Genomic DNA, 13,313 nt, shown 5'->3' with positions numbered 1-13,313 from the left:
ATATAAAAACATGCGCATAGCATCCATTGATATTCTAAGGGCACTGACCATGCTTCTTATGATTTGGGTCAATGATTTTTGGACCCTGACAAATGTGCCCAAGTGGCTAGAGCATGCAAAGACAGGTGAAGATTATTTGGGATTTTCGGATATTATTTTTCCGCTGTTTCTCTTTATTGTTGGTTTGAGCATCCCCCATGCCATCAACAGCCGTTTGAAAAAAGGGCATTCAAAAACGGCCATCGCATGGCACATCTTGGTTCGCTCCTTTTCTTTGCTGCTAATAGGCGTGTTCATGGTCAACTACGAAATGGCGCACGACCCGTCTATACCGCTTGGAAAATATGGATGGTGCTTCTTCATGGCCCTAGGGGTATGTTTAATTTGGATGGATTGGAAAAGAAGTCCGTTACCGCCAAAATGGCACCGCCCCCTTCAAGCCGTGGGTGTTTTGATACTGCTGATATTGGCCTTGGTGTATAAAGGCGGACCACAGGGTGAACAACGGATGCAAACGTCATGGTGGGGCATACTGGGATTGATTGGTTGGGCCTATCTGGCCAATGCCCTATTGTTTTTGGTCACAAAAGGAAGATGGGTATGGGTCGTTGTGATCTGGTTGTTATTCAATATCTTATCGGTTATCGCTTCTTCTGATACTCCCTTGTGGTTACCATCGGTATGGCATTATTTTTCCGTGCTGTTTTCGGGTACCATTCCCGCTTTCACGGCCGCCGGGGTAATGGCCACGGTACTCTTTTCACATCTTGCCAAAAAGAAAGTCAGTTGGGGTCTTTTGGCCTTAGCATTTTTTGGTCTCTTGAACCTGCTTTTTGGCTTCATGACACGGCCCGAATGGGGCATTTCAAAATTGGGGGCCACCCCTTCTTGGCTGGCCATCTGTTCGGCCATCGGCTTTTTCACCTTTGCACTTCTGTATTACATTGCCGACATAAAAAAGATAACCCGTTGGGCGCTGCCCATACGTGCCGCCGGTACCGCAACACTTACTTGCTATCTTATACCCTACTTTGTTTATCCGATCAGACAGATCAGCAACATACGTTTGCCCAATTTTTTGAATGACGGCATGTTGGGGCTATTGGTTTCCTTTTTATTTGCCCTAGCTGTGGTATGGCTTACAGGTTGGTTTGAAAAAAAAGGATTCAAATTAAAGCTTTGAAAAAAGAAAATTGTTTTCATCTCTATTTAAACCTACTTTTAACTATGTAGCTAATACAAGAACATATGAAAACTCGATCGCTATTGACAAAACTCCCGTTAATCTTGTTATTTTTTCCAATGATGAACTCCACGGCACAAGACTGGCCCAATCTTGAAAAGTATAAAGAAGCGAACGCCACCTTGAAAGCAATGGGTGAAGATGAAAACCGAATTGTCTTTATGGGCAATTCGATTACAGAGGGCTGGTCTGTGGCCAATCCTGATTTTTTCGAAGGAAAGCCCTACGTCAACCGGGGCATCAGTGGGCAAACGACCCCACAGATGCTATTGCGCTTTCGACAAGATGTCATCGACCTACGGCCGAAGGTTGTGGTACTATTGGCAGGCACCAACGATATTGCGGGCAATACGGGGCCGATGACCTTAGATCAGATCTATGGCAATATATGCTCAATGGTCGAACTGGCATTGGCCAATGGTATCAAACCTATTGTCTCTTCTGTGCTTCCGGCCTACGATTATCCGTGGCGACCTGGATTGCAGCCCAATATCAAGATTCCTAAACTGAACGGCATGCTGAAGAAAATGGCCCAAGAAAAGGGGGTGGTGTACTTAGATTATTTCTCGGCCATGGCCGATGACCGCAACGGGCTGCCCAAAGAACTGGCGGGCGATGAAGTACATCCTACCAAAAAAGGATACGCCATTATGGAAAAATTGGTCGAAAAGGCCATTCAAGAGACCTTAAAAACAGACCGATGAAAAAATTGTTCAAACCGGCCAATCTCCTTTTCAATTTGCTGATGCTCTTGGCCTTTTTTTTGGTCGGATTGCTCTTCGCAAAATGGATTGACGCCGGTAAGGGGCAAATGTTGGCAGCTGGTGCCATTGTGTTGGGCTACGGCGTTTTATTTGCCGGCATTGCGTTCATAGCTTCTTTCTTCATCACCTATTATGCCAAACACAAAGCCATTGTCTGGGCCAACGTTGTGCTAAGCGTGTTGCTGGTGGCCTGTTTTCTGTATTTCAGGATCCAATACCAAAAACGTAAGCAAGCCCAACCCATTGAGCAGAAAGAAAAGCCAATGAAGCCCACTGCACCTGTTGACACTGAAAAAATATTGGCCCTGGCCAAAGTGCCAAAAATCTCTTCGCGGCCCATAAAAAAAGATCCAGGGCTGGGCTTTTTCACTCCCAATTTGCATCAAAGGCCCGTATTGTACTTCTACGGAAATATAAACCTCGAAAAGTCGGTGATGGAACATTCACCCACCGATAGTATAGTTTTCAAACCGTTGGAGCACGGTGGCTTTGACATTGCCCAAGCACCCCCTTGGCTGGTGCCCGAGCATATGAAACTTGATTATGACCTATTATATTTTCAAATGGTTTCTTTAGGGAGGGAATTTGCAGAAGTGGTCGTGAACACACAGACCCGACAGACGGCTTTTGTGAATAAGTATGATGGCAAGGTCATGCTGTGGCCCGAGTTTTTGCTAAAGGTGCATTCGGTCGAATTTCCCCCCGATTCCGAAGAAAAAGTCAGGGCACGGCCTTTTGAACAGGCAAGTGAGATCAAGATGCCCTACTCTTTTCTGCGCCCTATATTGATCAAAGATGATTGGATGCAGGTCGAGCTCTGGAACGACGATTTCAAAAAGGTCGGTAAAGGTTGGATTCATTGGAAACACAACGAAAAATTGCTCATTTCATATTCCCTTTTGAGCTGAACCATGGTCAGTGTCTTGATTCCCTTTAAAAATACGGTCCCCTTCTTACGGGAATGTTTAGACAGTATTTTGGCACAAACACACAGTGATTGGGAAGTGTTGGCCGTTGACGACCATTCATCTGATGCCAGTTATGAATTGGTTGCCTCGTATGCCTCGAAGGATGACAGGATCAAGGTATTTAAAAACAAGGGGAATGGCATAATTCCCGCACTGCGTACCGCTTATCAACATAGTTCAGGGCAATTCATCACGCGTATGGACTCTGACGATATCATGGTACCCAATCGATTGCAAATGATGGTTGAATCGCTTCACAACCGTGGAAAGGGCCATGTGGCCGTGGGGCAGGTCAGGTATTTTTCAGATCGGGGCATCAGTGATGGCTATGACCGTTATGCCAAATGGTTGAACGAATTGACCGCCCAGGGCACAAACTTTTCTGAAATCTATAAAGAGTGTGTGATCCCCTCCCCTTGCTGGATGGTGCATCGCGACAATTTTGAGGCCTCGGGCGCCTTTCGACCCGACCGTTACCCCGAAGACTATGACCTGACCTTTCGGTTTTATGAACAGGGGTTGAAAATCATTCCCTGTTCAGAAGTATTGCACCTTTGGCGTGACTATGATACCCGTACCTCGCGTACCCATGAACACTATGCCCAAAACTATTTTTTAGATATCAAACTGCACTATTTTCTAAAGTTGAACCATGACCCAACTTGTTCTTTGGTCATATGGGGCGCCGGATTCAAAGGAAAAACCATTGCAAAAAAGTTGTTGGAAAAAGAGGTCGGGTTCACTTGGCTCTGTGACAATCCGAAGAAAATCAACAAAAAAATATATGGAAAGGAGCTGTCACACTTTTCAGTGCTTACAGACCTAAAAAAACCACAGAGCATCGTTACCGTGGCCAATGAAATAGCGCAGCAAGAAATTCGGACGTACTTCGACAAATTGAAACAACAACCGATGAAAGATTACTTTTTCTTTTGTTAGCCACTATTACCGTGGTCAAAAAGGGAAGTATGTCAACCTTTCCCTTAATAAACTCATAAAGCCTGCAAACCGCTAATGCCAAATTAGTATATTTGGCCAATCGTATTGGGAATGCAGTTCGAACATCCAGCACTACTTTGGGCCCTACTTCTTCTTCTGATTCCTATCATTGTCCACCTTTTTCAATTACGCCGGTTCAAAAAAACACCTTTTACCAATGTGGCCATGTTGCAGAAAGTGGTATCGGAATCACGAAAGAGCAGCGTTCTTAAAAAGTGGTTGTTACTGCTTGCCCGTCTAGGTTTATTGGCAGCACTGGTCATTGCCTTTGCAAAACCTTTTTCTGCCAAAAAAACGGCTTTGTCCCCTAAAGAAACGATAGTTTATTTAGACAATTCATTCAGCATGCAGGCCCAAAGCAACGGTTCATCCCTCTTGGAAAGGGCCATACAAGACCTGCTGAAAAATATTGATGCAAAAACCCAGTTCAGCCTTTTCACCAATAGCGATACCTATTCCAATATCTCAACGGGTGACCATAAAAATGAATTGTTATCTATCGACGTAACCACTGAACAGCTTCGGTTCAGCGATATTTTGTTAAAGGCGAACACCCTATTTTCAAACAACGGGGGCAACAGCAAAAACTTGGTGCTCATCTCAGATTTTCAGCATAACCTAGGGGCGTTTTCCGACAGTATTTCAAATCATCGGCAGTTCATGGTCAATATGCGTCCTGAAAGCATTTCGAACGTTTCCATCGATTCGATAAGGGTGGCTGAAAACAACCGCCTTTCACAGACCGATCTCACCGTATTTTTATCGGGAAAACACGATGCCAATTTGCCCATAGCCCTTTTTGACAACGATACCCTGATTGCAAAAACAGCGGTCGAATTTGGTGAAAATCCTGTCTCTGAAGTGGTATTTTCGATTCCCACCGGTGAAGACCTCAATGGTCGCATTGAGATCAACGATACCAACCTATCATACGACAACACCTTTTATTTCACTATTGGTAAACGTAAAAAAATCGATGTGCTGGTCATTTCGAACACCGATACCGAATATCTGAGACGTATCTATACCGATGATGAGTTCAACTTGACGATCTCAACGCTGCAACAGTTGGACTACAGTTTGATCGAACGCCAAAATATCATCGTTTTGGATGCCCTTACCGATATTCCCCAAAGTCTTTCACAAGTGCTCAAAAGTTTTAAGGGCAATGGGGGCAGCTTGGTCATAATACCCCCAAAAGAGGCTGACATGGACAGTTATGGCCCATTGCTTTTAGGTATCGGCAGCATGCGTTTCACAGCATGGGTCCCAATCGAAAAAAATATATCAAGCATCAGTTTTCAGCACCCGATACTAGCAAACGTTTTTGAAAGGGAAGTATCCAATTTTCAATATCCGAAGGTCATGGGATATTATCGAACAAAGGGTTTGGCCACATCGATACTGCGTTATGATGGCAACGATTCCTTTTTGGTCGGAACCGATGGTGCCTACGTTTTTACCACACCCTTACAGGCCGACAACACCAATTTTAAAAGCTCTCCCTTGATCGTACCGATATTTTACAATATGGCCGTTGCCAGTTTAAAAGAACCCAGCCTATATGAAACCTTGGGCCAAACATCACAAATCGATATGCCCGTGAGCACCATATCTGACAATATCTTAAAACTGGTACGAGACGATGAGGAATTCATTCCGAGACAACGCTCATTTGCCAACAAGACCACTTTATACTTTGATGGCAACCTGACCAGAGCAGGTACCTATACCATTCGTAACGGGAAAGAAAATGTGGGCATGATAAGTTTTAATTACCCCAGATCAGAAAGTCTTTTGAGGTACCAAGAACTGCCTGAAACCCCAGCTGTGGTGAAAACTGACAATCTTGAAGAAGCCTTTGAAACTTTGAACGCCCAAAATAATATCACTTCGTATTGGAAATGGTTTGTTATTTTAGCACTGTTTTTCGCCCTTATGGAAGTGTTCATACAAAAACTTATCCCATGAGCATTCTAATCAAGTCTGCAACCTTAATTGACCCCGGCAACACTTCATTGCATCTTAAGAAACGTGATGTTCTGGTAAAAAAGGGGACCATTGAAAAAATAGCTGCCAAGATATCTGTTGGAAGAAATACACAAATTATCGAACGCCACAATTTACATCTATCAGTTGGTTGGTTCGATAGCAGTGTTGCTTTCGGTGAACCAGGTTTTGAAGAACGCGAGACGATTACGAACGGTCTAGAAGTGGCTGCAAAAAGTGGTTTTACCGACATTCTGCTGAACACCAACACATCGCCGACACCAGACACCAGCTCTGACATCGTGTTTTTAAAGGAAAGGGGCAATGGAAAGGTCACCAACCTCTATCCGCTAGGAAATCTGACCCAAGCTGGAAAGGGTGAACATTTGGCTGAACTGTACGATATGCACAATGCCGGAGCCGTGGGTTTCTATGATTACAAAAAGTCTATCGCTGATGCCAATCTAATGAAGATAGCATTGTTGTATGCCCAAAATTTTGGAGGTTTGGTCTGTTCTTTTCCCCAAGACACATCAATCGCCGCCCATGGCAATGTACATGAGGGCGAGGTATCGACACGACTGGGTTTGAAAGGCGTTCCGGCATTGGCGGAAGAACTCCAAATTGCTCGGGATTTGTTTTTGCTGGAATACACAGGAGGAAAATTACATATTCCGACCGTATCGAGCATTGGTTCAATAAAACTCATCGCAGAGGCCAAAAAGAAAGGACTCGATGTCACTTGCAGTGTACCCATCCACAATTTGTTTTTTACGGATAAGGAACTGGAAACCTTTGATACCAATTTCAAAACAAAGCCCCCTATTCGGCAAAAGCAAGATGCCCAGGCCCTATTGAAAGGCCTGAAGAACGGTACGATAGATTTTGTGACCAGCGACCACACCCCTATTGACATTGAAGAAAAACGGGTAGAATTTGATAATGCCGATTTCGGTACCATCGGACTTGAAAGTGCATTCGGCGGTCTTAATGCCTTACTTGACACTGAAGAAACCGTTAAACTACTTACAAAAGGTCGGGAAAGGTTCCACGTCAAAACACCCAAACTAAAAGAGGGAGAACCCGCCAATCTTACACTTTTTGACCCTGATGAAGAATATGTGTTCAGTACCGGACACATTGGTTCCACTTCAAAAAACAGTATCTTTTTGAACAAGAAGATCAAAGGTTTGGTCTATGGCAGTATCAACAATGGCAAAATGGTCTTGAATTGAAACCTGCTGGAAAATCTACCGCGATTATCAGCTACATTACCTTGGTGGGTGCCCTGATCGCCATCAGCATGAACGCTGAACCCAAACATGCCTTTGCCCGGTTTCATGCCCGACAGGCCTTTGGCATACACCTTATTTTTCATGCGCTGGCCATTGTGTTGACCTATTCGTTCTCAGGTTATTCTTGGTTAATTTTGTACGTAGTTTATATCACGGCATTGGTGTTTGGTTTGACGGCCGCCTTGGGCAATAAAGAAACAACATTGCCTTTGTTGGGCAAACATTTTCAAAATTGGTTTACTTTTATTCCTTAAAGGTTTAGACGGTAGGCTGTAGACGGTAGGCTGTAGACGGTGGACGGTAGGCGTTAGGCGTTAGGCGTTAGGCGTTAGGCGTTAGGCGTTAGGCGTTAAACAATTAGATAAAATATTCGATTGATTCCAAGTCATGCAATTCATAATTCTTAATTCATAATTCTAAATTCATAATTCAAGATGTCCCCTGCCTCACTATCGTTGACCCACCTTGTTCGACCTGCGAAAAATGTTGAAAAGGCACCAGTACTCTTCATGTTGCATGGTTATGGCAGCAACGAGGAAGACCTTTTTTCATTTGCGAACGAACTGCCTGAAGAACTATTCATCATTTCCATTCGGGCACCTTACAATTTGGAGTTTTTTGGGTATGCCTGGTATGCGATCAATTTTGATGCCAAATATGGCAAATGGAGCGATGACGGGCAGGCTATCGAATCGAGGGAAAAGGTCGTCAATTTCATCAATGAAGCCTGTGAAGCTTACCCTGTTGACCCAAATGACATCACATTGTTGGGCTTTAGCCAAGGTACCGTCTTGAGCTTTTCGATAGCCCTTTCCTATCCTGAGAAAATAAAGAATGTCATTGCCCTGAGCGGATATATCAACGAGGCAATCTTAAAAGAGGGTTATGGTGAAAAAGACTTTTCAGACCTACAAATCTATACCTCACACGGACAGGTAGATCAGGTGATTCCACTCGAATGGGCACAACGAAGCCCTGAATTTCTCGATAATCTGGGCATCGCGTATATGTACGAAGAGTTTCCAGTAGGTCACGGGGTCTCACCCCAGAATTTTTATTCGTTTAAAAAGTGGCTTGTAGAGCAACTTTAGTTACTTCTGGTATAGAGCAAATGATCGACCAGTTCAAAGTCAACGCCAAGGTCATCTTTTAGTTCATAGCGAATTATCAGGTCTCCCCAATATTTTCCATCAGAGAAATCAGCAAGTAGCCATCGGTGGTTCAGCACTTTGATCTTGTTGATCTTGAAATCGCCTTCCATACCCTCATAAGGCACCAACGGATTGTTTCCCTTGCGCTCATTGGTCTCCAATAATTTATCCTCGATATAACGAGTGGGATTATCTAAATTCAAATGATCATAGTAGGCCAGCGCATCATCATTGTTCTCCAAAGAAAAATACTGCATGTCCATCAATCGCATTTGAGCCTGCTGTACAGAGTCTTGCAACTGTTCGACCTGTGCTTTGAGCTTTTCGTTCTTTTCGCCCAATTGCTTTTGCATTTTATTGCCGCTGACCACCAGATAAAGGCAAATCAAAGCGGTAAATAGAAACAGATAGAGATAGATTTTACTTTTCATACTATACGGTGAGTGTCAAATTATCATAGGCCAAAAATACATCTTTGGGCAGTTTGGCCTGTACCTCTTCATGAAAGCCCAATAGGTGGCTGATATGGGTAAAATAAGTACGTTCGGCGCGAACCTGTTTTGCAAATGCCAAGGCTTCATCCAAATTGAAATGTGAGTGATGGGCCTTGACCCGCAAGGCGTTGACCACCAATACTTTTAGGCCCATCAGTTTTTTCATTTCGGCGTCCTCTACCCGCTTCACATCAGTGAGGTAGGCAAAATCTTTGATGCGGTACCCCAGAACGGGCAATCGGTTGTGCCAAACTTCAATGGGCATTACTTCGGTGCCACCAAGGGTGAAGGGCATTTCTTTCGTTACATGGTTCACTTGTACGGCCGGTGCCCCTGGGTAACGTTCGCCATCTGCAAAAATGTAATAGAACCGCTTTTTTATAGCTTCCATTGTATCTTCCGAGCCATAAATGGGAATATCGCCCTGCCGAAAAAAAAAGGGCCTGATGTCGTCAATACCAGCGGTATGATCGGCATGTTCGTGGGTAAAGAGCAGCCCATCCAATCGATCTATGGGGTTGGTCAATAGCTGCTGTCGAAAATCGGGTCCACAATCGATGACATAATTGTGGCCATTGAATTGCAGCAATACCGAGACCCTTAGCCGTTTGTCTTTTGGGTTATCGCTCAGACAGACAGGATGTTCACTACCAATAACGGGGATGCCCTGAGAGGTTCCGGTACCCAAAAATGTAACTTTTAACAGGTCATCCATAAAACTCAAAATTATAACTTATTTATTTAAAAAAGTTGGCTAACTTCTTAACTTTGTCAACGTAAAAGACTTCATATGGCTCCTCTTCTTAATAGGGAAAGTGAATTTGAGAACATTCCCTCAATAAAGGCGAAAACCCTGAGAATAAACCTTAATCCCGATATATACGGAACCTTTGCCGAAATCGGTGCCGGCCAAGAAACGGCAAGGCATTTTTTTAGGGCCGGTGGTGCTTCGGGCACCATTGCCAAAGCGATGAGCGCCTATGACAAGGCTTTTAGCGATTCGATATATGGCACGGAAAAAGATAGCCGCTATGTTACCCAGAGCAGGCTCAAAAGAATGCTAGAGCACGAAATGAACCTGATGGAAGAACGTATTGACCGCTCTGACAATCCGAATAGGCTCTTTTTCAGTTATGCGAATACGGTGGCCACCATCGATTTTTCAAAACGCTATAAGGGCCATGGTTGGATCGGACTTCGATTTCAACTCGACCCCAAACAAAAAGAGTACGACGAAATCGTCTTGCACATACGTTTCAAACAGAATGAGGCCCGGCTGCAACAAGAAACACTGGGCATCTTGGGGGTCAACCTGATCTATGGGGCTTTCTTCAAGTACGACACGCCCAAAAAATTGATGAAATACCTGTATGACCATATCGATAAGGATACCATTGAAATCGATATGGTCAATTTTACAGGACCAAACTTCAAGGGCGTCGATAACCGTTTGATGAGCCTCCAATTGATCAGAAATGATATGACCGATGCGGTGATGTTCGGGCCTGATGGCCATAACCTATTACCCGCCGCCGTGTTGTACAAAAAGAACATTCTGGCACTTCGGGGCAGCTTTAGACCGGTGACCAAGGTAAATATGGACATGTTCAAAAAGTCATATGACATTTTCATACGTGAACAGACCGTTGAGTACGAAAACACCATTGTCGTATTTGAAATCACATTGTCTAACCTAAAGGTCTCTGGCGAAATTGACGAACGCGATTTTATGGACCGTGCTGAACTGCTTTGCTCGCTGGGCCATTATGTGATGATTTCAAAATTTCAAGAATATTACAAACTCGTCGAGTATTTCAACAATTACACCAAAAATCGAATTGGTCTGACCATGGGGGTCAACAACCTCATCGATGTCTTTGATGAAAAATACTACCGCCATTTGAGCGGCGGCATATTAGAGGCATTTGGCAAATTGTTCTTCAAAGACCTGAAAGTGTACCTCTACCCCATGAAAGATCCAGAAACAGGTCAAATCATGACGAGCAACAATCTCAGGGTCCATCCAAGAATGAAAGAGCTTTACAAGTTCTTCAAGTATAACGGCAAGGTCATGGACATCATTGATTACGACCCTGATATCATGCACATCTTCTCAAGGGATGTACTCAAGAAAATCACCAACGACGAAGAAGGCTGGGAAAAAATGCTGCCCGAGGGCATTGCCGAGGTAATAAAGGAAAAAAACCTCTTTACCCGTAAAGTACCCAAGAAACAAGAAGTAGGGTAACGATTTACCTACAATCTTCTTTTTCAAAACGAGGCAAGCAACGGTACCAGACAATTTGCCCTGATTCGCCTACTCATATCAATAAATAGTTGCTGAATTAGCTATCTAAAATCTGCGAAGCGTGCTCTTTGGCCTTAACCTTGTCGATGACGCGCGCTACCACCCCATTTTCATCGACAACAAAAGTAAAACGATGTATACCATCGAACTCTCTGCCCATGAATTTTTTTGGCCCCCAAACACCAAAAGCATCGATGACCGCATGATCCTCGTCAGCCAACAAAGGATATGGAAAATTAAATTTGTTCTTGAAGTTGGATTGCTTTTTCTGCGAATCTTCACTGACCCCCAAAATCTCGTAACCTGCCGCTTGTAGCTCGGCATAATGGTCACGTATGTTACAGGCCTCAGTGGTACAGGTGGGGGTGTTGGCCCGAGGATAGAAGAAAACCACCAATTTTTTTCCTTTATAGTCAGAAAGGTTAATGGTATTGCCGTCTTGGTCTTTTGCAGAAAAATCAGGTACTTTGGCACCCACTTTGAGTGTATTCATCAAAATATGTTTTGTTGTTTAATTATTTTTTATCAAAATTAAACAAAATATGAACAAATCAGAAAAAGCTTCTTACGTAATCAACACTTTGGAAGATATCTATCCGACCATTCCTATTCCGCTGCAACACAAAGACCCCTATACGTTGTTGATTGCAGTACTGCTCTCGGCCCAAAGTACTGATGTTAAAGTGAACCAAATTACTCCACTACTTTTTGATAGGGCCGACAATCCGTATTCGATGGTCAGGCTTTCGGTAGAAGAAATCCGTGAAATCATAAAACCCGTCGGTCTTTCGCCCACCAAGGCCAAAGCGATTCACAGACTTTCTGAAATTTTGATCGAAAAATACAAAGGTCAAGTACCTAAAGACCTCGATTTGCTCGAAGAATTGCCGGGCGTGGGCCATAAAACGGCTAGTGTGGTGGTTTCACAGGCATTTGGCATACCCGCCTTTCCGGTCGATACGCACATTCACCGTTTGATGTACCGCTGGGGATTGTCAAACGGAAAAAATGTGGTGCAGACCGAAAAAGATGCCAAAAGACTCTTTCCAAAAGAAAAATGGAACAAATTACATCTTCAAATTATTTGGTACGGACGTGAATATTCGCCCGCACGCGGCTGGAACCTCGATAAAGATGTCATCACCAGTACCATCGGCCGAAAAAGTGTGGTTTCCGACTATCTAAAACATAAAAAAAGCCGCTAAAAAGCGGCTTTCTGATTTGCTACAGTTTGATTAATTCAAATGATTTTCAAACGTAATATCCTGATATTTAGTAACTTGAAATGATCTTGAAAATCCTAACAAAAACTTGACCGTTTCTGGTCTCGCCTTTATGATCTTGCATATCTGTTGTTCTTCAGAGTAAATTTCTTCCATATTCGTGCATTATAGTTATATATCCATAACGCCATCGAATATGAAATATTGTTTGCTTCGACCTAGTGCAGATTAATTCGTTAAAACGATATTGTGTTTATTGACTATCTTTCTCAGGTTGATCAATGCATATCGCATTCTGCCCAAGGCAGTATTGATACTTACCCCAGTGTTTTCAGAGATTTCCTTGAAGCTCATATCCTTATAGATTCTCATGATCAAAACCTCCTTTTGGTCTTCGGGCAATTCTTCTATCAGCAGAGTAAGATCGCTATCGATCTGGTTTTTGATCAATTGTTTTTCCGCATTCAGCTTCTCATCTTTGATGACCGAGAAGATATTGAAGTCTTCGCTGCCCTCAAATTTCGGCATTCTCTTGTTTTTTCTAAAGTGGTCGATAATCAAATTGTGGGCAATGCGCATCACCCAAGGCAAAAACTTGCCCTCTTCACTGTAAGAGCCTTTTTTCAGGGTCTTGATGACCTTGATAAAGGTATCTTGAAAGATATCTTCGGTGATATCCCTATCCAGTACTTTTGAATAAATAAAGCTTGAAATTCGTTGGTTGTGGCGGTTGATAAGTACCTCAAGTGCTTTTTCGTCGCCATCTATGTAGTTCTTGACCAATACCGAGTCATCAATCTGTAGTTCCATACAAATTACTTTTTTGGTTAAATCAGGGACCTCCTTAGCAAGAAGATCAAAGAGTTATTAGTTCAATTA

Annotated in this window: 14 protein-coding genes; 10 read left to right on the top strand and 4 right to left on the bottom strand. The window is 43.4% G+C overall.

Annotation, left to right across the window (positions count from 1 at the left end):
• The first annotated feature begins 10 nt into the window (after positions 1-10).
• The 8 genes from L0P89_RS14655 to L0P89_RS14620 all read left to right on the top strand — a co-directional run bounded on the left by L0P89_RS14655 (position 11) and on the right by L0P89_RS14620 (position 8,349).
• The gene (locus tag L0P89_RS14655) at positions 11-1,183 is read left to right on the top strand and encodes a DUF5009 domain-containing protein (RefSeq protein WP_235265860.1); all 1,173 of its coding nucleotides are present in this window, start codon (positions 11-13) and stop codon (positions 1,181-1,183) included.
• Between the two features lie 65 nt (positions 1,184-1,248).
• Complete coding sequence (locus L0P89_RS14650) at positions 1,249-1,947, top strand: SGNH/GDSL hydrolase family protein (RefSeq protein WP_409557553.1); 699 nt, start codon at positions 1,249-1,251, stop codon at positions 1,945-1,947.
• Positions 1,944-2,915 (top strand): DUF6077 domain-containing protein, encoded by a 972-nt coding sequence (locus L0P89_RS14645; protein ID WP_235265859.1) that lies wholly within the window; start codon positions 1,944-1,946, stop codon positions 2,913-2,915. The genes L0P89_RS14650 and L0P89_RS14645 overlap by 4 nt, the downstream gene beginning before the upstream one ends.
• Before the next feature lie 3 nt (positions 2,916-2,918).
• Positions 2,919-3,914: a glycosyltransferase family 2 protein gene (locus L0P89_RS14640; RefSeq protein WP_235265858.1), complete on the top strand. Its 996-nt coding sequence runs from the start codon at positions 2,919-2,921 to the stop codon at positions 3,912-3,914.
• A 111-nt stretch (positions 3,915-4,025) separates the two neighbouring features.
• Positions 4,026-5,945: a BatA domain-containing protein gene (locus L0P89_RS14635; protein ID WP_235265857.1), complete on the top strand. Its 1,920-nt coding sequence runs from the start codon at positions 4,026-4,028 to the stop codon at positions 5,943-5,945.
• The gene (locus tag L0P89_RS14630; RefSeq protein WP_235265856.1) at positions 5,942-7,198 is read left to right on the top strand and encodes a dihydroorotase; all 1,257 of its coding nucleotides are present in this window, start codon (positions 5,942-5,944) and stop codon (positions 7,196-7,198) included. The genes L0P89_RS14635 and L0P89_RS14630 overlap by 4 nt, the downstream gene beginning before the upstream one ends.
• Complete coding sequence (locus L0P89_RS14625; RefSeq protein WP_235265855.1) at positions 7,195-7,512, top strand: hypothetical protein; 318 nt, start codon at positions 7,195-7,197, stop codon at positions 7,510-7,512. Before L0P89_RS14630 ends, L0P89_RS14625 begins: the two co-directional genes overlap by 4 nt.
• Positions 7,513-7,692: 180 nt before the next feature.
• Positions 7,693-8,349 (top strand): alpha/beta hydrolase, encoded by a 657-nt coding sequence (locus L0P89_RS14620; RefSeq protein ID WP_235265854.1) that lies wholly within the window; start codon positions 7,693-7,695, stop codon positions 8,347-8,349.
• Here the strand turns inward: L0P89_RS14620 and L0P89_RS14615 are convergent.
• Both L0P89_RS14615 and L0P89_RS14610 read right to left on the bottom strand, forming a co-directional pair.
• A complete protein-coding gene (locus tag L0P89_RS14615) occupies positions 8,346-8,840 on the bottom strand; it encodes a hydrolase (protein WP_235265853.1) in 495 nt (164 codons plus the stop codon). The two genes, L0P89_RS14620 and L0P89_RS14615, sit on opposite strands and share 4 nt — an antisense overlap.
• Before the next feature lies 1 nt (position 8,841).
• Positions 8,842-9,618 carry an MBL fold metallo-hydrolase gene (locus L0P89_RS14610; protein WP_235265852.1) on the bottom strand — a complete coding sequence of 259 codons (777 nt, stop codon included), beginning with the start codon at positions 9,616-9,618 and terminating at the stop codon, positions 8,842-8,844.
• A 75-nt stretch (positions 9,619-9,693) separates the two neighbouring features.
• On the opposite strand from L0P89_RS14610, the gene L0P89_RS14605 reads away from it, so the two are divergent.
• Positions 9,694-11,151: a TonB-dependent receptor gene (locus L0P89_RS14605; protein ID WP_235265851.1), complete on the top strand. Its 1,458-nt coding sequence runs from the start codon at positions 9,694-9,696 to the stop codon at positions 11,149-11,151.
• Between the two features lie 97 nt (positions 11,152-11,248).
• On the opposite strand, the gene bcp is transcribed toward L0P89_RS14605, so the two are convergent.
• On the bottom strand, positions 11,249-11,704 hold the full coding sequence (gene bcp / locus L0P89_RS14600) for a thioredoxin-dependent thiol peroxidase (RefSeq protein ID WP_235265850.1): 456 nt from the start codon (positions 11,702-11,704) through the stop codon (positions 11,249-11,251).
• 49 nt (positions 11,705-11,753) lie between these two features.
• On the opposite strand from bcp, the gene nth reads away from it, so the two are divergent.
• Positions 11,754-12,416 (top strand): endonuclease III, encoded by a 663-nt coding sequence (gene nth, locus L0P89_RS14595; protein ID WP_235265849.1) that lies wholly within the window; start codon positions 11,754-11,756, stop codon positions 12,414-12,416.
• 246 nt (positions 12,417-12,662) lie between these two features.
• Here nth and L0P89_RS14590 read toward each other — a convergent pair whose 3' ends face one another.
• Positions 12,663-13,244: an RNA polymerase sigma factor gene (locus tag L0P89_RS14590; RefSeq protein ID WP_235265848.1), complete on the bottom strand. Its 582-nt coding sequence runs from the start codon at positions 13,242-13,244 to the stop codon at positions 12,663-12,665.
• Positions 13,245-13,313: the final 69 nt, after the last annotated feature.

It is taken from the genome of Muricauda sp. SCSIO 65647, assembly GCF_021534965.1.
Taxonomy (GTDB): Bacteria; Bacteroidota; Bacteroidia; order Flavobacteriales; family Flavobacteriaceae; genus Flagellimonas_A.
The sequence above is the reverse complement of the archived record's forward strand: the minus strand, read 5'-3'. Positions and strand labels throughout refer to the sequence as shown.

Bases quoted from the DNA above. Each gene is read 5' to 3' on its own strand.
- bcp (WP_235265850.1), bottom strand. From the start codon at position 11,704: ATGAATACACTCAAAGTGGGTGCCAAAGTACCTGATTTTTCTGCAAAA.
- L0P89_RS14630 (WP_235265856.1), top strand. From the start codon at position 5,942: ATGAGCATTCTAATCAAGTCTGCAACCTTAATTGACCCCGGCAACACT.
- L0P89_RS14620 (WP_235265854.1), top strand. From the start codon at position 7,693: ATGTCCCCTGCCTCACTATCGTTGACCCACCTTGTTCGACCTGCGAAA.
- L0P89_RS14635 (WP_235265857.1), top strand. From the start codon at position 4,026: ATGCAGTTCGAACATCCAGCACTACTTTGGGCCCTACTTCTTCTTCTG.
- L0P89_RS14650 (WP_409557553.1), top strand. From the start codon at position 1,249: ATGAAAACTCGATCGCTATTGACAAAACTCCCGTTAATCTTGTTATTT.
- L0P89_RS14610 (WP_235265852.1), bottom strand. From the start codon at position 9,618: ATGGATGACCTGTTAAAAGTTACATTTTTGGGTACCGGAACCTCTCAG.
- L0P89_RS14605 (WP_235265851.1), top strand. From the start codon at position 9,694: ATGGCTCCTCTTCTTAATAGGGAAAGTGAATTTGAGAACATTCCCTCA.
- L0P89_RS14615 (WP_235265853.1), bottom strand. From the start codon at position 8,840: ATGAAAAGTAAAATCTATCTCTATCTGTTTCTATTTACCGCTTTGATT.
- L0P89_RS14645 (WP_235265859.1), top strand. From the start codon at position 1,944: ATGAAAAAATTGTTCAAACCGGCCAATCTCCTTTTCAATTTGCTGATG.
- L0P89_RS14590 (WP_235265848.1), bottom strand. From the start codon at position 13,244: ATGGAACTACAGATTGATGACTCGGTATTGGTCAAGAACTACATAGAT.
- nth (WP_235265849.1), top strand. From the start codon at position 11,754: ATGAACAAATCAGAAAAAGCTTCTTACGTAATCAACACTTTGGAAGAT.
- L0P89_RS14655 (WP_235265860.1), top strand. From the start codon at position 11: ATGCGCATAGCATCCATTGATATTCTAAGGGCACTGACCATGCTTCTT.
- L0P89_RS14640 (WP_235265858.1), top strand. From the start codon at position 2,919: ATGGTCAGTGTCTTGATTCCCTTTAAAAATACGGTCCCCTTCTTACGG.